Annotated in this window: 15 protein-coding genes; 6 read left to right on the top strand and 9 right to left on the bottom strand. The window is 64.0% G+C overall.

Translation table 11 applies throughout. The annotated features are described in order from the left end of the window. Nucleotides 1-39: 39 nt before the first annotated feature. Nucleotides 40-1,620: an SLC13 family permease gene (locus ABWI03_RS06315; protein WP_296556503.1), complete on the top strand. Its 1,581-nt coding sequence runs from the start codon at nt 40-42 to the stop codon at nt 1,618-1,620. Further along, entirely contained in the window at nt 1,620-2,507 is an 888-nt protein-coding gene (locus ABWI03_RS06310) for a cyclase family protein (RefSeq protein ID WP_298775026.1), read from the top strand. The genes ABWI03_RS06315 and ABWI03_RS06310 overlap by 1 nt, the downstream gene beginning before the upstream one ends. 19 nt (nt 2,508-2,526) lie before the next feature. Here the strand turns inward: ABWI03_RS06310 and ABWI03_RS06305 are convergent, their stop codons facing one another. The 7 genes from ABWI03_RS06305 to ABWI03_RS06275 form a co-directional block, all read right to left on the bottom strand. Beyond that, nucleotides 2,527-3,732 (bottom strand): PQQ-dependent sugar dehydrogenase, encoded by a 1,206-nt coding sequence (locus tag ABWI03_RS06305; RefSeq protein ID WP_298775023.1) that lies wholly within the window; start codon nt 3,730-3,732, stop codon nt 2,527-2,529. Between the two features lie 108 nt (nt 3,733-3,840). After that, a complete protein-coding gene (locus tag ABWI03_RS06300) occupies nt 3,841-5,388 on the bottom strand; it encodes an HNH endonuclease signature motif containing protein (protein WP_353798766.1) in 1,548 nt (515 codons plus the stop codon). A 110-nt stretch (nt 5,389-5,498) separates the two neighbouring features. After that, nucleotides 5,499-6,470, bottom strand: coding sequence for an L-histidine N(alpha)-methyltransferase (gene egtD / locus ABWI03_RS06295; protein WP_298775019.1), 972 nt, complete (start codon nt 6,468-6,470; stop codon nt 5,499-5,501). Then, complete coding sequence (egtC, locus tag ABWI03_RS06290) at nt 6,467-7,213, bottom strand: ergothioneine biosynthesis protein EgtC (RefSeq protein ID WP_298775017.1); 747 nt, start codon at nt 7,211-7,213, stop codon at nt 6,467-6,469. Before egtC ends, egtD begins: the two co-directional genes overlap by 4 nt. A gap of 1 nt (nt 7,214) precedes the next feature. Then, nucleotides 7,215-8,522, bottom strand: a complete 1,308-nt coding sequence (egtB, locus tag ABWI03_RS06285) for an ergothioneine biosynthesis protein EgtB (RefSeq protein ID WP_353798758.1) — start codon at nt 8,520-8,522, stop codon at nt 7,215-7,217. Next, nucleotides 8,519-9,742 carry an ergothioneine biosynthesis glutamate--cysteine ligase EgtA gene (gene egtA, locus ABWI03_RS06280; RefSeq protein WP_298775015.1) on the bottom strand — a complete coding sequence of 408 codons (1,224 nt, stop codon included), beginning with the start codon at nt 9,740-9,742 and terminating at the stop codon, nt 8,519-8,521. The genes egtB and egtA overlap by 4 nt, the downstream gene beginning before the upstream one ends. A gap of 78 nt (nt 9,743-9,820) precedes the next feature. After that, entirely contained in the window at nt 9,821-11,095 is a 1,275-nt protein-coding gene (locus ABWI03_RS06275; protein WP_298775012.1) for an APC family permease, read from the bottom strand. Between the two features lie 14 nt (nt 11,096-11,109). Between ABWI03_RS06275 and ABWI03_RS06270 the strand changes: the two genes are divergently transcribed. Together ABWI03_RS06270 and ABWI03_RS06265 are read left to right on the top strand one after the other, a co-directional pair. Further along, nucleotides 11,110-12,291, top strand: coding sequence for an aminotransferase class V-fold PLP-dependent enzyme (locus tag ABWI03_RS06270; RefSeq protein WP_095973540.1), 1,182 nt, complete (start codon nt 11,110-11,112; stop codon nt 12,289-12,291). A gap of 82 nt (nt 12,292-12,373) precedes the next feature. Then, nucleotides 12,374-13,834: an FAD-dependent oxidoreductase gene (locus ABWI03_RS06265; RefSeq protein ID WP_298775007.1), complete on the top strand. Its 1,461-nt coding sequence runs from the start codon at nt 12,374-12,376 to the stop codon at nt 13,832-13,834. On the opposite strand, the gene ABWI03_RS06260 is transcribed toward ABWI03_RS06265, so the two are convergent. Beyond that, complete coding sequence (locus ABWI03_RS06260; RefSeq protein ID WP_353798757.1) at nt 13,831-15,036, bottom strand: GAF domain-containing protein; 1,206 nt, start codon at nt 15,034-15,036, stop codon at nt 13,831-13,833. The two genes, ABWI03_RS06265 and ABWI03_RS06260, sit on opposite strands and share 4 nt — an antisense overlap. A gap of 306 nt (nt 15,037-15,342) precedes the next feature. Between ABWI03_RS06260 and ABWI03_RS06255 the strand changes: the two genes are divergently transcribed. Further along, nucleotides 15,343-15,951 carry a 50S ribosomal protein L25/general stress protein Ctc gene (locus ABWI03_RS06255; RefSeq protein WP_003946242.1) on the top strand — a complete coding sequence of 203 codons (609 nt, stop codon included), beginning with the start codon at nt 15,343-15,345 and terminating at the stop codon, nt 15,949-15,951. A gap of 109 nt (nt 15,952-16,060) precedes the next feature. Beyond that, entirely contained in the window at nt 16,061-16,633 is a 573-nt protein-coding gene (pth, locus tag ABWI03_RS06250; RefSeq protein ID WP_003946229.1) for an aminoacyl-tRNA hydrolase, read from the top strand. A gap of 3 nt (nt 16,634-16,636) precedes the next feature. On the opposite strand, the gene ABWI03_RS06245 is transcribed toward pth, so the two are convergent. Further along, nucleotides 16,637-18,271 carry a fatty acyl-AMP ligase gene (locus tag ABWI03_RS06245; protein WP_124567123.1) on the bottom strand — a complete coding sequence of 545 codons (1,635 nt, stop codon included), beginning with the start codon at nt 18,269-18,271 and terminating at the stop codon, nt 16,637-16,639. Nucleotides 18,272-18,467: the final 196 nt, after the last annotated feature.

Genomic DNA, 18,467 nt, shown 5'->3' with positions numbered 1-18,467 from the left:
GACGGGGCCGTTCTGTATGAGCAGGTACCTTTACGAATCGTGAATGACATCACCATCACCTTCGTCGTGCTTGCACTGGTAGTGGCGCTGTTCGTGATCGGCCGAATCCCGGTCGGCATCATCGCGATCGGCACTGCCCTGGCGCTGTACGCCACCGGTGTGATCACGATGGAGCAGGCGCTCGCCGGATTCGGCGATCCCACGGTGGTGTTCATCGCCGCGCTCTTCGTCGTCAGCGAAGCCCTCGACGCCACCGGCGTCACCACGTGGGCGGGCGAGAAACTGCTGGCGAAAGTCGGCGAATCCCGAGTCCGTCTCGTGAGTGCGATCATGTTGCTGGTTGCCGCGTTGACCGCACTGATCAGCGTCAACGGAGCGGTAGCCGCGTTGGTGCCGATGGTGGTGGTCTTGGCGGTGCGTCTCGGTAAGTCGACGTCACAACTGCTTCTGCCGTTGGCATTTGCCGCCCATGCCGGGTCGATGCTCACCTTGACCGGAACGCCGGTCAACATCATCGTTTCCGAAGCCGCCGAGGAATCCGGGGCCGGTGCTTTCGGGTTCTTCAGTTTCACCTTGGTCGGTGCGCCCCTGGTGTTGGGAACGATCGCGATCGCCGTACTTCTCGGCCCTCGCGTCCTCCCCCATCGTGCGGGGACGTCCATGTCGCCTGATCTGAGCCGACACGCCAAGACCCTCGCGAAGCAGTATCAGCTGATGGGCAAGGATGCGCCGTCCGCAGAGCCCTTGATCACCAAGCACGACGGTGTGGTCGAGGTGATAATCCCGCCGCGCTCGGAAATGATCGGCGACAGGGCTTTTCCGGGCATGGTGACCGACAGCGGCGATCTGGTGATACTCGCAGTCCAGCGTGCCGGTGAGGACTGCGGCCCGAAGGGCGTCAAGTTGGCGGCAGGTGACACGCTCCTCCTGCAAGGCAGCTGGGACGATCTCGACACGCACACCGCGGTCGATCCGAATGTCCTCGTGGTGGACGCACCTGCCCAGATCCGTAAGCAGGCAGCGCCGTTGGGCACCCGCGCGGTCATCGCTCTCGTCGTCGTCGCAGCGATGGTCGTGTTGCTGACGTTCGGATTGGTGCCGTCGGCGATAGCCGGACTCCTCGCGGCGTGTGCGATGGTGCTGCTACGAGTCATCAGTGTCGAGCAGGCGCATCGGTCCATCTCGTGGACGACGTTGATTCTCGTCGGCGGAATGATCCCGCTGTCGACCGCGATCCAGCAGACCGGCGCAGCCGAGAAGCTCGCGCATGCCTTCGTCGACGTCGTCGGTGGTGCAAGCCCGTATGTCGTCGTCGCCGGGCTCTTTGTCGTGACGGCGACTCTGGGCCAGCTGATCAGCAACACCGCGACCGCGTTGATCATCACGCCGATAGCTATCTCGGTCGCCATCGAACTCGACATCTCGGTGCTGCCCCTACTGATGACGGTCACCGTCGCTGCGGCGGCATCGTTCCTGACGCCCGTAGCCACGCCGGCGAACATGATGGTGATGGGGCCTGGCGGGTACAAGTTCGGTGATTACTGGAAGCTCGGACTCCCGATGTTGTTGTGGTTCCTGATAGTTGCAACGGTATTGATCCCACTGATCTGGAGTTTCTGATGTGCTCACCGAAGGTCTTGTCGGAGGTCTACGAATCGATCGGACGCGAGGGCAGGAAGGTCAGCCGACGATCGATGTTCGCGGCGCTCGGCACTACTGCGCTCGGCGCGACCGTCGTGGCCGGCGCGGTGCAGCCCATAGCGTCGGCAGCGCCATCGGGTCGGACCATTGTCGATCTGACACACGTACTGACGCCGGATTTCCCGGTGTGGCCGGGCGCGCGCTCGTTCGAGATGAGGAACCTGGCGAAGATCGCCGACGCCGGCGGGTCTCTGGGCTCGCTCGGTTCTGCCGGGTCAGGTGGAAAGTTCTACCTCAACGAACTCCGCCTCGAGGAACACACGGGTACTCACATCGACGCGCCCGCACACGCCAGTGCGGACGGAATCACCGTCGAGAAGATTCCGGTTGCCGACCTCGTCGTACCGATTGCGATCGTCGACATCAGCGCCCGCACCGCCGCCGACCCTGACACATTGCTCACCCGCCAGGACATCCTCGATTGGGAAGCCGACCACGGGACGATCTCTCCCCGCAGCCTGGTGGCGATGAGCTCGGGTTGGGATACCCGGGCCGGTGCCGGTGGTGCCTTCACGAATCGAGATGCACTCGGCGTGCAGCACACACCCGGATTCGCCCCCGAGGCGATCGACTTTCTCGTCCGCGAGCGCGACATAGTCGCCGTGGGCTCGGACACCCTCAGCATCGACGCGGGCCGAAGCACGACCCACGGGGCTCACCGAAGCGCTTTGGGCTCAGGCAAGTACGCAGTCGAAGCCCTTGCAAACCTGTCCGCACTTCCAGCCGCCGGCGCCACGGCGATGGTGGGCGCGCCGACGCACGCGGGCGGTTCCGGTGGTCCGTGCCGGGTTATCGCCTGGTACTGAACGCTGACGTGTTGAGAGATCAGGGTGTGGGTGTCACCCGAAGCACCTTGTCGCCTGTTCCGTTGTCCGTGGTCACCAGAAGCGAACCGTCGGGCGTCGGAGTCACCGACCGCAAGCGACCGAACTGGTTCTCCAATCCGAAGGTCTGCGCGTCGACCGAGCGTCCGTCGGCACTCAGGCGGAGGAAGATCAGTTCTTTGCTCTTGAGACCACCCAGTACGAGCGCACCGTCCCAGGCGCCCCATGCAGCCCCACCGGTGAAGGCAGCGCTCGCGGTAGCCAACGTCGAGCTACCCGAACGCCACACCGCCGCAATCGCTCCCGGCACTCGCACCGGGTCGGTCATCGGCACGGATTCGTCGTACGTTCCGGGAAGCCGATCCGGGCGGTAGCCGTAGTTTCCGCCGGGGGTGAGCAGGTTGACTTCGTCGTCGACGCTTGTGCCCTGTTCGACCGAGTACACCCGGCCAGATCCGGGTTGCACGGCCAAGCCCTGGACGTTGCGGTGCCCGAGCGTGTAGACCGGGCTGGAAGCATTCGGATTCCCTGCCGCCGGAGTTCCGTCGGCATTGATGTGCAAGACCTTGCCGCCCAGCGAATTCGGATCCTGCGGCACGCTCGGTGTCGCGGTGTCACCCGTTCCGACGAACAGCGTTCCGTCCTGGGCCGCAAGAATTCGGCACCCACCATGACGGCCTGACGAGACCGGGATCCCGGGCAATACGGTTCCGGTTCTCGTCAGTGCGGTCCATCCGGCGTCGACGGTCCACGAGATCACTCGAACATCCGTGACTCCCCCGGCACTGAATCCCTGGCAGGTGTACAGGGTGCGCGACTGAGCGAAGTCGCGAGCAAGCGCGATGCCCATGAGTCCGGTTTCGGACTGCGCGTAGAGATCCGAAAGGTCAGCAGAGACTGGACCTGTCGTGTTGTCGCTTCGGCGAACGAAGAATCCGCCGGACCGTTGTCCGGTCAGGATCGCGCCGTCCGGGGCCGCCGCGACGTCCCAGGGGTGATCGAGTCCGTCGACCAGTGTGGTGACCGACAGCTGTGGGAGGGTGTTCTCGATGGGTATGTCCGGGTCGTCGCTCCCCAACGATCCGGTGCTTCCGTTGCCGAAACTGCCGGGGTCGAAGGGGAATGGTTGAGCCACACACTGCGCCACCGGCATCACCAGTACTGCAGTCAGGGCCACGGTCAATGCGGCGAGCTTCGGATGACGCACGCGTTCTCCTCGGGTCGGAAACCGTTCTGCGCCTCACTATAAACAGACAAACACCATTTTTCGGGCCGTCGCGCTATACCCGCAGGCCACAGGAGAAACGAAACCCCTTCAGAAGTCTGCAAACTCCGACAAAGCGTTCGCCAGCGGGGACGCGGTCCGTCTTGATGCAGATCGTGCCTTCCGCCAGGCGGGCACACTCCAGTCCAGGAGGTATTCAAGATCCGCTTCCACTCCCCTGTCTCGAAGCCCGAAACGTCGTTCCAGCGCATCGTCGTCCGTCAAATGCGGTCTCGCCGCGTCGGGCACTTTCACTTCGGGGTCACAAAACAGGCCTACGGGCGCGGTAACCGTTCGTCGTCCTGAGGGATCTTTCCACTCCAGATGACCACCTCCGATTTGCTGCACTGTCCACCTGCCAAACGTCTTCAGTCGGTGATGTTTTCGACACAGACAGGCCAAGTTCCGTTCTGCAGTAGGTCCTCCCTGGGCGGGGTTGCCGTGATCGAACGGCACCGTGTGATCGATATCGCAACTATCGGAACGCACAACACAATTCGGAAAGCGGCACGTACCGTCTCGCGTCCTTACAATCTTCGCCAACGCCGCGGACGGCTGGTACGTGCATTCACTGCGCCGCGAACCACTGTTCCTTCTCGAGCGATTGCCCCTTGTCGAGCGATTACCCCTTGTCACAGCGGGCAGTATCTCCGGTGAGCGCATCGACCGACCCACGCCGAGCACCGGTCCGACTGCCCCCGCAGTCGAACAATGTTGCACCTCGGACGGTGAAAGGGTGAGGACTCTCTGCCACGTGGCATCCGCGGCGATCGCGCGCGCAAGGTCGGCATCGATATGGCCGTGCCCCTGCAAATAGCCTGGCAGGTCGTCGAATCCGAGCAGGGTGGAAGCGTTGACACCCACAAGAATTGTCGAAATCGGGAGCGCGGAGGTCTTCGAATCGTCCCTGCTAGTGCAATCGCCGTCGCACTGACAATCCAACAACGTCCTTCCCTCCGCCAATGCGATCAGTGCATCGGCACGACGTTGCCCGAAAGTTCTCGGATCTGAACCACACACCTGCATCGACATCGCACGGAGTCTGGTCGCCAAAGTCTGAGCGCCGACCGCTGGAAGCATTCCGTCCAGAGTCGACATGCCGTCGTGAGACGCGCACGTCCGAACGTCCCGATCCGCCTCCACACGAACCCGCCTGGCACGCACCCCATCAAGGTCGTGCCGAGCAATGAGACCTCGTGCGCGCGCCTTCAACTTGTTACCGGTTGCACGGCAGGCACCGGCCACGAGGAGTCGCTCGATCTCATCGAGCGCGTGCTCGGAAACATTGGCGAGAGCTTCGGACAGTGCCGTCGCTTTGGCCAGATCGATGTCACCACAAGCAAAAGCGGCCGCCACCCGCGGGAGCCGCCAGCGCAGGTCACATCCCAGTGCAATCATTTTCTGCGCGGCATACTCCGTAATACTCAGTATCGACGCGATCTCCACGTGCGCGAATTGACCCTGAAAAGCCTCGTTGACTCCAACCGCGGCGCCCTCCTCACAACGGTCCAGGTACAGCGCAGTGACTGCGTCGATCTCGAGGAAGTGGGCGCGCGCGATTTCCGCATGCTGCCGAGACAGCGCATCCGCGGAAATCATTGATTCGAACATATGATCGATACTACGGGCACCTACCGACAAGTTTGCGGAATCCCGGGGTAGTCACCGATACCCAAGGCGGAGACAGCATCCTCTGACGTGCGCCCACTTCACGCCCGCTGCGCACACAACAGCGCGAAGCGCTGATCCTGATCCGTCCACACCTTCCGTACCCCGAAGCCCGCCGACGCGAGTTCCGCGGCAATCCCGTCCTCGGTGAACTTCGCCGAGATCTCGGTTCGCAGTTGCTCGCCCGCTGCGAAGGTGATTTCCAGATCCAGGTCGTCGATACGCACCGAGAGTTCTCGAAGCGCTTCCAGTCGCATCTCGATCCACTCGTTCTCGGCGTCCCAGAGCGCGACGTGGCGGAAGTCCTCCAAGGGAAAGTTCGCTCCCAGTTGCTTGTTCAGGACCGCGAGAACATTGAGGTTGAACTGCGCCGTCACGCCGGCAGCGTCGTCGTAGGCGGGTACGAGAACAGCCGGATCGATCACCAATCCGACGCCCAGTATCAGGTTCTCCCCCGGATCGAGCACCGCCGCGATCCCCGAGAGGAAATCGGCTCGTTCTGCCGGAACGAGATTTCCGAGAGTTCCGCCGAGAAACGCGACCGCCCGCCGTCCGCCACCGGGCAGATGATGCAGCGAGCCGGTGAAGTCGCTGACCACTCCGACCACGTCGATTCCGGGAAACTCGGCACCGACCTGCTGCGCAGCGCCTTCCAGTGCCGTCACCGAAACATCCTGCGGTACATACGTTCGCAGAGTTCCGCGAGCGGTCATCGCGTCGAGGAGCAACCGCGTCTTCTCCGAGGAACCGGAACCCAGTTCGATCAGGATCTCGGGTTCGGTCAACGCCGCGATCTCGTCGGCGTACTGCGCGAGCAGGCCGCGCTCGGTACGGGTGGGGTAATACTCGGGTAAGGCCGTGATCTCCTCGAACAATTCACTTCCACGCGCGTCGTAGAACCATTTGGGCGAGAGCCATTTCGGCGTAGCGGTCAAGCCCTCCCTGGCCTCGGCTCGCAGTGCGTCGACCGATTCGGCCGGTGTCAGATAAACCTCGAGTGTAGGGGATTTCATTGTTCTCCCATCGGAATCGGAGTGATGATCAAATGACCGGGACGCACGCAGACTATGTGCCGGTCCGGCACCTGCTGCCAGTCCGGGAGTTGATCGAACGGTTCGGAAACGATCAGGGCCCGCGACTCGTCGACCCGCGTGTACAGCGTGTGGCCCCACGCTGTGGCCCACAGTTCCTGCCCGTCGCCGAACAGGAGGTTCAATCGTGAATCCGGTGCCACCGCAGCCACATCGTGAACGAGGCTCGTCACGGCGGCCTCCGCGGGCTTCGACTTCAACCGATGCCGTAGCACCGTCCACAACAAGGCAGCATCCGTCGGGGCGGGCATCTTCAGCAGTTCGACGGCGGGTACCTCCGCCGCCAAGTCGGCAAGTGAACCAGGCCAACCGGATACCGCTCCGTTGTGGCTGAAAGCGTAGGTTCCGTCGACGAACGGTGCACAGGCCCCGATCTCGACGGCCATCCCCTCCGTCGCGGAACGTACGGCAGCGAGAACGGATCCGGAATCGATGTGGGACAACGTCTCGTCGACAGTCGGGTCCGACCAGATCGGCGAGACACTGCGGTACCGTCCCTGCCTTCCACCGTTCCACCACGCCGCACCGAATCCGTCGGCATTGATGGTCCCGCCGCCACGCATCTCCCGAGGTGCCCACGACTGTCGCATCAGCGAGTTCTCGCCGTCGTGGAGGAGTTCACGAACCGAACGCGGCGGCCCGAGATACCCGAGGTGCCGACACATGTCAGGGTCTACCCGAAATCGTTCTGGCGCACCGAAAACCCGAGAAGATCTGGCGCCTGATCGGGTGGTCCCAGTTGCGGAACGTCCCGCGACAGGCAACGCTGTCGGTCCCGAACGATCCCCCTCGCAACACCTTGTAGTCGCCGCCGAAGAACACCTCCGAATACTCCCGATACGGGAAGGCCCGGAACCCCGGATACGGATGGAAACCCGAAGACGTCCACTCCCACACGTCGCCGATCATCTGCTCGACACCCGCTGCCGACGCCCCGGCCGGGTAGGAGCCGACGCCGGCGGGACCGAGATGGCGTTGACCGAGATTGGCGAGATTCTCGTCTGCGGGGACGTCCCCCCAGGGGAACCGTCGTGATCTTCCGGATTCCGGATCCCACCGCGCCGCCTTCTCCCATTCCGCCTCGGTGGGAAGCCGTTTGCCTGCCCAGTTGGCGTAGGCCTCGGCTTCGTAGAAGCTCACATGCACGACGGGCTTGTCCGGTGGGACCGGCGCCTCGACGCCGAAAGTCTCGTGCCACCAACCCGAACTGTCGCGTTCCCAGAACAGGGGTGCACGGAGTTTCGCGTCGACGCGATGCCGCCAACCGTCTCGAGACCACAGTTCCGGGCGGGAATACCCACCGTCCTCGATGAATTCGACGAACTGCCCGTTGGTGACCGGGAATCTGTCGATCGCGAAGTCGGTGAGATAGACCTGATGTGCGGTGCGCTCGTTGTCGAGTGCCCACGGTTCGTCGTCGGTCCCCATGACGAACGGGCCGGCCGCGATGGTGATCTCGTCGAGTTCCGGCATGCGAGCCGCTTGCGGAGCGGGTGTCGCAACGAGTGCCGTGGGCCCCGAACGTAATTGGTGTGTCGCAAGCATGGTCTCGGCGTGTTGCTGTTCGTGCTGCGCGATCATCCCGAAGGCAAAACCGTCCATGTCGAGTTCTGTGCGCCCGAACGTGCTGGCTTCGAGCACATCCCAGACCTTCCCGCGAACAGTACGTACGTATTCGCGCGCCTCGGACGGGTTGAGCAGGGGAAGTGTGGGTCTCGACGATCTCGAATGCTTGAACGCGTCGTACAGCTCGTCTATGTCGCTACGCACCGGATCGCGGCCACCGACGTCGCGCACCAGCCAGAGTTCCTCTTGATTGCCGATATGCGCCAGGTCCCACACGAGTGGACTCATCAACGGGGAATGCTGAGCGACCAATTCGGTATCGTCGACGCAGTCGGTGAGCAGCGTCGACCGCTCACGCGCTCGCAGAAGTACGGCCTCGACCGCTTCCTTGGTGACCTCCCCCGTCATGTGTCGCTCTCACCGGGCACGATTGCGCGACAACACCGTTCGGCAGCCGCGTCGAGAAGTCGAACAAATTGCGGCTCCGGCGCGTACGACGCGGCAAGCGACATCAGAGAGGTTGCCGCCGAACGCAGTTCGACGTCATCCAAGCCGTACTCTGCCGCGTCCCGCCATCTCCCGGCCGTCGACGCTGCAGCATCACTCGCCTCACGCATCACGGCAGGCCCGGACAGCAACGCGTCGATCGCTGCTACCGGTACTCGCCACAGATCTCCCGGCTGCGCATCAATGTAGCGAACCTCCAGATGGCCGACGGCGCGAACCGGCGGGAACAGCGTGGACAGGTGATAGTCCAAGTCCGCCCAGACGGGTCGGCGTCCGATCTCGGCATCCAATGCGCCGTCGATCCAGTCTCCGAAGGTGGCACCCCGCGGAGCCGTCCAATCGTCGCCCTCGTTCCTCACGCACATCAGCGGAACGTCGAGCGCCCAGCCTGCGTAGTCCTGCGCTTCCGGGACTGCGACTGTTCGCCAGGAATCGAGTTCGAGCCACGTCCGCATGCGTTGGGAGGCCCAATCTCCTCTCGGAACCCCTTGCAGGCGCGGAGAACACGCAAACGCAGCGATGAGGGCCGGGCCCATGTCCCCGAGGAGTCGCCAACGCTGGGCGATGGACTCAGGACTGCTGCCGGCATCGACACTGACCTGTACGGCTGCGGTATTGCACATCATCAACGTGCCGTACGGGCCTATCCCGGCGAAGCGGGATTCCATTGCGCAGTAACGCGGCAACCGGAGAATGCGGGAGGGTGGGCGGGCGACGTCGGCCGCGGCCGCATTGATTTCTATGGAGTACGACGCGAGGAGCGTTTCGAGAGTCCGACGGTCTTCGTCGAGACAGTCACACAGTTCGCGGGCGGACGTGCGCGGAGCTGAGGAGAGTTCGATCTGTCCGCCAGGTTCTACGGTGACGAGGCTGCCGCGTGGAAGCGGCGCCGCCGGTGAATCCGGGTCGATACTGGTGGGTGCGTGTCGCCCGAGTGCCTTTGCCAGAGTCGCGGCTGACGGCCGCTCTCCGCCGGGAACCTGGCTGGTCAGCCACTCGAGCTCAGCTCCGACCAAACGGGGTGGCCCCTGTTTGAAGCACACACCACCGACGTAGGCCTCGGCCGCAGGACGTGAATCCACCTGCGTGGTCTGTGCTGCTGTCAACGCTGCTGTCACCATTCGACTTCCCCTTCGGGCGGTCTTCGCGGTCGTTACCGACGATAGAACGCCAACGTCCGAGATGCACCCTTTGTGGTGTTACGTGTCGTTGAATTTCTTCAGTCGTATCCACCGGTACCCACAACCGGCGAGAACCACACCTGCCCCGGAAACAACCGCGATCCACGGAAGTGTGACCACCAGAACGACACAACCAGCCGCGCCGACGGCCTGCAACCACTTCGGATACAACCGGTCCACACGGCGTTGGCTGTACGCACTCACGTTCGCGACGAAGTAGTAGAGCAGCACTCCGAACGACGAAAAGCCGATCACCCCACGAAGATCGGTTGTCGAGACCAAGACGATCACCACGGCACCGACCACAAGTTCAGCATGGTGAGGGACCCCGAACCGCGGATGGACGGCAGCGAGCGAAACGGGCAGATCGCGCTCGCGGGCCATGGCCATCGCCGTGCGGCTCACTCCGGCTATCAAAGCCAGCAGCGCCCCCGCCGACGCCGCCGCGGCACCGATCACCACTACGGGAACGGCCCAGTTCCACCCGGCTGCGCCCACTGCATCGGCGAGGGGCCGCGCCGAATTCGCCAGCCGACCTGGCCCCAGTGTCACCAGCAGTACCACCGCTACCAGTGCATAGAGGACAACCGCGACGGTGAGTGCAATCAGAATCGCCCGCGGAATCGTTCGACGCGGATCACGCACTTCCTCCCCCAGCGTCGCGATCCTGGCGTAACCGGCGAACGCGAAGAACAGCAGTCCCGCCGATTGCAGAATCCCGTACCACGACCCGAACGCGAGATCCGGGAGCTCGCGCACCGCACCAGGGCCGACGACGGCAACCACCAGCGCTACACACAGTGCTGTCGTCGACACGGCGACGATCACCCTGGCCATGTGCGCCGTCCGTGTCACCCCGCGGTAGTTGACCGCAACCAGCGCCGCTACTACCAGTACCGCAACGGGAACACGCCAGGACGCCGGAACAACGTACGTCGCGAAGGTGAGAGCCATTGCCGCGCAACTCGCGGTCTTCCCGATCACGAACGACCAGCCGGCGGCAAACCCCCACCAGGGTCCAAGCCGCTCACGTCCGTAGACGTAGGTCCCACCTGACGTGGGGTATCTGGCTGCAAGCTGGGCCGACGACGTCGCGTTGCAGTAGGCGATGAACGCTGCGATCGCCAAGCCCACAAGCAACCCGGTACCGGCTACTGCGGCAGCAGGCGCGAACACCACGAAGACTCCGGCGCCGATCATCGCGCCGAGGCCGATAACTACGGCATCGGCCGTGCCCAGCCTTCGCTCCATCGGGACAGCTTCGTTCACAGGTAGTTTGAACCACACCGACATGAACGGAAGGTGCCATGTTCGATCTCGACACGATCCGCCGCGACACTCCTGGATGCCTGGACAAGGTGTTCCTCGACAGTGCAGGGTCCTCGCTCCCGCCCGAGCCGGTGCTGACCACGATGATCGAGCACCTGCGACGTGAAGCCGACGTCGGCGGATACGTCGCAGCTGCTCGTCAGAGCGGCGCCCTCGCTGCTGTTCCCCATTCGCTGGCCCGGGTCATCGGCGCTCAGGCAACCGATATCGCGTTGACGGACAGCGCAACCCGCGCGTGGAACGACTTCTTCGCCGCCGTTCCGCTCGGACCTGGCGATCGAATCCTCATCAGCGGAGTCGAATACGCGAGCAACGCCATCGCCGCTCTGGGTCGGGCGCGCTCCACCGGCGCCGGAGTCGAGATCATCCCGAGCGATCAAGACGGACGCATCGACCTCGACGCACTCGAGGCCATGCTCGACGATCGGGTTCGCCTCGTCTCCGTCGTCCACGTCCCCACCAACGGCGGCCTGATCAACCCGGTCCGTGAGGTCGTCGAACTCGCCAGGGCCCACGGCTCTCTCGTTCTGCTCGACGCGTGCCAGTCCGTCGGCCAATTGCCCATCGACGTCGGCGAACTCGGCGTCGACGCACTCAGTGCCACCGGGCGCAAATGGCTTCGCGGGCCACGCGGGACCGGATTCCTGTACGTCCGCCCCGGACTCGTCGACGCGCTCGAACCCGCTGCGATGGACCTGCACGGAGCTGAATGGACCGGCGGGGACAGCTACGTCCCTGCGCCGGACGCAACACGATTCGAGCTCTGGGAAACGAGTGTCGCTGCGCGCCTGGGTCTCGGCGTCGCCGCCGATTATCTGCTCTCGATCGGCACCGACACGGCGTGGGCGCAGATCGAATCCCGAGCCGGCGCACTGAGGCAAGGTCTGGCCGCGATTCCCGGAGTCGAAGTCCGCGATCGAGGAACTCAGCTGAGCGGCATCGTCTCCTTCACCGTCGACGGCGTTTCCGAGCACCTCGTGCGGGATCAGCTTGCAGCACAGAACATCACCGTCACCGTCAGCGGTCGCGGGTCCACGCTCCTCGACATGGACGCCCGCGGGCTCGACGCCGTGGTTCGTGCATCGCCGCACTACTTCGTCGACGAATCGGACCTGGACACATTTCTGGGAGCAGTCAGGAGACTGCAAACCTCCCGTTGACCGGGACCATGCCTGATCTGCGGAAGTCGAAACTGCAACTGTGGGGTGATCAGCAGTTTCGCCTTCCGAGAGGACTATTCGCATGGACGACCCCACCGTCAGACCGATCTCCGCTGCCGACATCACCACCTGGGACTACGAGGCCGACGTCGTCGTCGCGGGATACGGCATCGCCGGCGTCACTGCTGCGATCGAAGCAGCGCGAGCCGGCGCCGAGGTTCTCGTCCTGGAGCGAACGGGCGGTTGGGGCGGAGCAGCGTCACTGGCGGGTGGATTCATCTACCTGGGCGGTGGAACGCCGCTACAGAAGGCGTGTGGGTTCGAGGATTCGGTCCAGAACATGAAGACGTTCATGAAGGCAGCGCTCGGACCCGGAACCGACGACGCAAAGATCGATGCCTACTGCGAGGGCAGCGTCGATCATTACAACTGGCTCGTCGACGCCGGCGTCCCGTTCAAGGAATCGTTCTGGGGTCAGCCCGGCTGGGAACCACCGTACGACGACGGCCTCATGTACTCGGGCGGTGAGAACGCTGCGCCGTTCAACGCGCTCGTCGATCCCGCGCCCCGCGGACACGTCCCGCAGATGACCGAGAAGAAGACCGGCGAGCAGGGCGGCGGCTACATGCTGATGAAGCCACTCGTCGAGGCGGCCGAAAAGCTCGGTGTCCGAGCAGAATACGACCTGCGCGTCCAGACTCTGGTGGTCGACGGTGATCGGGTTGTCGGAGTACTCGCCAAGCGTTACGGCAAAGACGTCGCGATTCGTGCCCGCAAGGGTGTCGTGCTGGCGATGGGCAGCTTCGCGTACAACAACGAGATGGTGCGCTCGAACGCACCTCGCATCTTCGGCCACCCGGCAGCCTCCATCGAGGCCCACGACGGCCGAGCAATCCAGATCGGTCAGGCTCTCGGCGCCGACACCGCACACATGGACGCCACGGAGGTCGCGTTCTTCTGCGACCCACAATTGATGGTGCGCGGCATTCTTGTCAACGGCCGCGGTCAGCGATACATCCCCGAGGACACCTACCCGGGCCGCATCGGACAGGCAACACTGTTCCAGCAGGACAACCAGGCATTCCTCGTGATCGACGAAGCTGCGTACGAGGAAGGCATGAATGCCGAATCGTCCAGTGCGCAGTTGCGGGCGCAACCGACCTGGGTAGCGGAAACCGTCGAGGAACTCGAAGCCGAAATGGGGCTTCCCGCCGGATCGCTGCAATCGACCGTCGACCTCTACAACCGGCACGCGACTGAAGGGTCGGACCCGGTGCTGGGGAAGAAGCCGGAGTGGGTCAAGCCGATCGTCGGACCGTTCGCAGCGATCGATCTACGCGGCCGCACAGGCGGATTCACGCTCGGCGGGTTGAAGACCACCGTCGATTCCGAGGTTCTGCACGTCTCGGGTGCGCCGATCCCCGGGCTCTTCGCGGCAGGCCGTTGCACGTCCGGTGTCTGCGCAGGTGGTTACGCCAGCGGAACCAGCCTCGGCGACGGCAGCTTCTTCGGACGTCGTGCCGGAATCAGCGCGGCGCGTTAGGTCACCACAACCCGCACGCCGTCGGCAAAGCGGTACGGCTGAGTCTGCAGGACTGCGCCGAGGTGTTTCCTCAGTCTGGACACCTCGGCGCGCACTGCCACGACGTGCTCGCGATCGCCGCAGAGCACTTCGCTGAGGCCTGCGGCATCCACGCCCGCCGAACCGACGGCTGCCAGGGCCCGCAAGATCTGAGCGTGACGCGGCGAAAGCGCGCGCGTCCAGTTGGCGTCACCACGCACCGTCACCTGCGGCGACGCACCGAGGGACAGCTCCAGTTCGATCACCGGTCCGCCGACGCCGGTGCGCAACAGCCAGCCGTCCCCGAGCGGCTCAGGCAGACACATCCCCAGGCCGGGCACGATGACGGGCTTGCCCGCACTCGGTGCCGCCACGCGGTCTGGTGCGGCAATTCCGCTGGCGCCTGCCACCCAGCCGAACTCGTCCACCACCAGCGCCGGACCCGCGCCGGCCGCGAACAGCGGCGCCGCCCGCGAGCGCAGGCGCTCGAGCGTAGCCGCGTGCTCGCGCCACAGCGTCGCCTCCGCGAGGCGAACCGCGGTTCGGACCAACGCAACAGTGGTGGGATGCACCGAGGCTGCGGACCCACTGATGTCCACCACTCCCAGAATCTCGCCGGTCCGCGGATCATGAACCGGTGAGCCGGTGCACGACCAATTGTGATGCGTCGGCGCATAGTGCTCGGCCGAGAAGAGTTGCACCGCAGAATCTTCGATCAGCGCGGTGCCTATTGCATTGGTACCCACCGATTGCTCCGACCAGCGCGCGCCTTCGGCGAACCCGAGAGCGTCCGCCGCACGTTTGACGGTCTTCGCCCCTTCGCGCCAGAGCAGCACACCGTCGGCGTCGGCAACGACCACGATGAAGCCCGCGTCCTCGGCGACCTCGGTGAGCGTGGTTCGCAGTTCCGGCAGAACGCTACGCAGCGCGGTACGCGAACGCCTCGACTCCAACTCGGAGAAGTCGGCGACAGCAGACGCACCGCAGTGATCCGGCGTGAGCCCGCCCGCGGCCACTCTCGACCACGATCGCGCCACGACGGTCCGCGGCTGCGCCGGTGGTTCCTGCCCGGAGAGAACTGCGTCGTGCACCCGACTGAGTAGGCGGGCATGCTGCGACAGGTCGGTACCCGGCACGACGGCACCGAGCCGACTGCCTTCGGGAGCGTTCCCCACGGTGGTCACTCCGTCAGGCTACCGCTTTCGATGTGACGCGAACCACGTCCACACGGCCAGGTCCCCACCACCTGCGATTAGCGGCGGGGAGCAAACTCCGGTAACGTATCCAAAGTTGTCTCGGCGAGGGTGAATCGCAGCAGTTCCACACGTTGCAGGTTTACCGTGATCGACGCGGCTACGGCTCAGCTCGAGCGTTTCGCTCCTGGCCGTGTGCGCGCCTGTCTCACTTGTCGCAGGCAAAACCTGTCGCAGACAGAACCACACGTCAGTAAACCGAGCACGAACCCCGTGAGTTGTAGGAGCCGTTTCATCATGTCTGAAGAAAACAACCTCGTCGCCGTCGTCCGCACCGAATTCGGCAAGGGCGCAGCTCGCCGCGCACGTCGCGACGGCCAGGTCCCCACGGTTCTCTACGGCCACGGCGAAGATCCCCGCCACCTCAACGTGCCGGCACGCGACTTCGCCGCCATCCTCCGCGCACACGGCACCAACGCCATCCTCACCCTCGACATCGAGGGCACGGAGCAGGTTGCACTGACCAAGTCGGTCGTCGTGCACCCCATCCGCAACTACATCGAGCACGCTGACCTCCTCGTCATCAAGAAGGGCGAGAAGGTCACGATCGACGTGAACGTCATCGTCGTCGGTGACGCTGCTGCAGGCACCATGGTCGCGCAGGACGCATCCACGATCTCCATCGAGGCCGACGCGCTTCACATCCCCGAGCAGATCGAGGTTTCGGTCGAGGGTCTCGAGATCGGTACCCAGATCCTGGCAAGCCAGCTCGAACTGCCCAAGGGCTCGACCCTGCAGGCTGACGCCGACACCCTGATCGTCAACGTCGTTGCTGCACCCACCGAGGCAGACCTCGAAGAGGGCGCAGAAGCTCCCGCCGCCGACGAGGCTGCAGAAGAGGCCTGATCCTCTCGGTTCCTACAGAACTCACTGCGCGCGGCGCGTCATTCCGATTCGGAGTGACGCGCCGTTCGCGCGTAGCAGGAAAAAAGAACAAGCCAGAAAGTAGCGACCGTTGAGCACAGATACCGCCCTCGTCATCGGCCTGGGTAATCCCGGCCCGCAGTACGAGAAGACTCGGCACAACGTCGGCTTCATGGTCGCCGGCACCCTTGCCGGGCGCATGGGTGGAAAGTTCAACGTACACAAGAAGAGTGGCGCCGAAATCGTCGAAGGTCGTCTCGCCGGCCGACGCGTGATTCTCGGAAAACCACGCTCGTACATGAATCTCTCGGGTGGCGCTGTCGCCGGTCTCGCGCGGTTCTTCTCGGTCGACGCGGCGAACATCATCGTCGTCCATGACGAACTGGATCTCGATTTCGGGACAATCCGACTCAAACTCGGCGGCGGCGAAGGCGGCCACAACGGCCTGCGGTCCATTTCGAGTTCGTTGACCACCAAGGACTACCTGCGCACGCGCGTCGGGATCGGTCGCCCGCCGGGCCGTATGGACCCGGCGGACTACGTTCTCAAGCCGTTCTCGTCCACGGAGCGAAAAGAACTCGATCTCGTGTGCGAAGAGGCCGCGGATGCCGTGGAACTACTGCTCGAACTCGGCCTGGAAGCCGCACAGAACCGCCTGCACTGACGGTCAGTTACCCAGCAGGGCAGCCGAATTGGCGCGTCGGAGCTTTCCCGACGACGTCTTCGGGATACTGCCGGGCCCCAGGACCGCAACGGCGCGAGGTCGGACACCGACGTCGGCAACCACGGCGTGGACCACTTCACGCTCGATACGCTTGACCTCTTCCGGATCCTCGAAAGCGTTGGTCTCGACGGCGACCGCAAAGCTCTCACGCTTCTGGCCAGCATCGAGACGGATTGCGACGGCATTTCCGGGACGCACACCGGCAACACTTCCGGCCGCTCGCTCGATGTCGGTCGGATACACGTTCCGGCCGCCCATGATGATGACGTCCTTGACTCGCCCGCACACCACGACCAGGCCTTCTTCGGTGAAATAGCCGACGTCACCGGTATCGAGCCAACCGTCGGCGTCCTGCGCCGGCTTGTGTCCGTCGACTGTGACATACCCCGGAGTGACTGCTTTGCCGCGAACCTCGATGATTCCGACGCCTCGGGCCGGGAGCACCTGGCCGTCACGATCGACGATGCGACCCTCGAGGTCAGGCACCATCTTTCCGAGTGTCGCGAGGGCACGAGCGTTGGGACGATTGGACGGCACCGCCCGAGACATCGACTCGAGAAAGTCTGGATCGACGTAGTCGAGAACCTGGCCTTGATCGGGATCCGGAATCGACACGGCCAGGGTGGTTTCCGCCATTCCGTACACGGGGGCCAGAGCAGTCGGGTTCAACCCGAAACGCGCGCCCGCCTCGGCGAGGGCATCCATCGTGTCAGGATCCACCGGCTCGGCACCGTTCCACATGTATCGGACGCTGGACAGATCGACTGCCCCGTCCTCTGCCTGTGCGAGTCGACGAGCCAAGAGGGAGTATGCGAAGTTCGGTGCGGCAGTGACAGTTCCGCCGTACTTGCCCATCAGTTCCGCCCACAGCACCGGGGTGCGGAGGAAGTCCATCGGCGTGATGCTGATGACCTCCGCGCCCACCTGCATCGGAACCGTCAAGAACCCGACCATGCCCATGTCGTGGAACAACGGAAGCCAGCTCACCATCACGTCGTCCTCGATGGAGAACTTGATGCGGTTGATCATCGCGTACGCATTTGTGTAGAAGTTCTCGTGCGTGATCTGGACGGCCTTGGGTGATCCGGTGGAACCGGACGTCAGCTGCTGGAGAGCGATATCCGATTCGGCCGTCTCCACAGGATCGATCGATGTTCCGCCACGAAGCTCGTCCACTGTCACGACGGTGATGCCACGCTCTTCGAGGAGCGGTTTGGCCGCGTCGAAGGGCGCACCCAGGATGACGGCTTTTGCCGAGATCATGTCGATCACCGTCTCGGTGTCCTGAGCCCAGACACCCAGATCCGTTCGGGGGGTCGGCTGATGCAGCATCGTCACCGACGCACCGCGCATCCACGTCGCCTGGCAGGCAGGTGCGATGTCGACGGGCTGTCCGGCGAGAATGCCGATCGCGACGCCGCGATCGATACCGACGTCGGCCAGGCCACCGGCCATGCGCCGAGCTTCCTGGTGGATGTCGCCCCAGGTCTGACGGAAAGCGTTGTCCGGCTCTCCCGTCACCAGGCCGCGGTCGGTGACTGCGGCGGTCGCATACATCTCTTCGGTGAACTTGCTCAACGCAACTCCTCGGTCAGTGTCACTCTTCGATCAGTGCAACTCTTCGCAGGACACAAATGGCTGTGTGTTCGAACACACACATACATGGATAATCAGCGATCGTTCGCCGAGTGTTACGCCGCAGTGGCTATTGCATTGTGGTCTGCGAGTATCCTTTCTCTGTTGTGCTGCCGCACTCTCCACCTGTCCGCGCACC

The sequence above is a fragment of the Rhodococcus baikonurensis genome (genome assembly GCF_040489275.1).
In the GTDB taxonomy this organism is placed as follows: Bacteria; Actinomycetota; Actinomycetes; order Mycobacteriales; family Mycobacteriaceae; genus Rhodococcus_F; species Rhodococcus_F baikonurensis.
The sequence above is the reverse complement of the archived record's forward strand: the minus strand, read 5'-3'. Positions and strand labels throughout refer to the sequence as shown.

Bases quoted from the DNA above. Each gene is read 5' to 3' on its own strand.
- egtD (WP_298775019.1), bottom strand. From the start codon at position 6,470: ATGAAATCCCCTACACTCGAGGTTTATCTGACACCGGCCGAATCGGTC.
- ABWI03_RS06310 (WP_298775026.1), top strand. From the start codon at position 1,620: ATGTGCTCACCGAAGGTCTTGTCGGAGGTCTACGAATCGATCGGACGC.
- ABWI03_RS06300 (WP_353798766.1), bottom strand. From the start codon at position 5,388: ATGATTTCCGCGGATGCGCTGTCTCGGCAGCATGCGGAAATCGCGCGC.
- ABWI03_RS06275 (WP_298775012.1), bottom strand. From the start codon at position 11,095: ATGTCGGTGTGGTTCAAACTACCTGTGAACGAAGCTGTCCCGATGGAG.
- ABWI03_RS06270 (WP_095973540.1), top strand. From the start codon at position 11,110: ATGTTCGATCTCGACACGATCCGCCGCGACACTCCTGGATGCCTGGAC.
- ABWI03_RS06255 (WP_003946242.1), top strand. From the start codon at position 15,343: ATGTCTGAAGAAAACAACCTCGTCGCCGTCGTCCGCACCGAATTCGGC.
- egtB (WP_353798758.1), bottom strand. From the start codon at position 8,522: ATGACGGGGGAGGTCACCAAGGAAGCGGTCGAGGCCGTACTTCTGCGA.
- egtA (WP_298775015.1), bottom strand. From the start codon at position 9,742: ATGGTGACAGCAGCGTTGACAGCAGCACAGACCACGCAGGTGGATTCA.
- egtC (WP_298775017.1), bottom strand. From the start codon at position 7,213: ATGTGTCGGCACCTCGGGTATCTCGGGCCGCCGCGTTCGGTTCGTGAA.
- ABWI03_RS06265 (WP_298775007.1), top strand. From the start codon at position 12,374: ATGGACGACCCCACCGTCAGACCGATCTCCGCTGCCGACATCACCACC.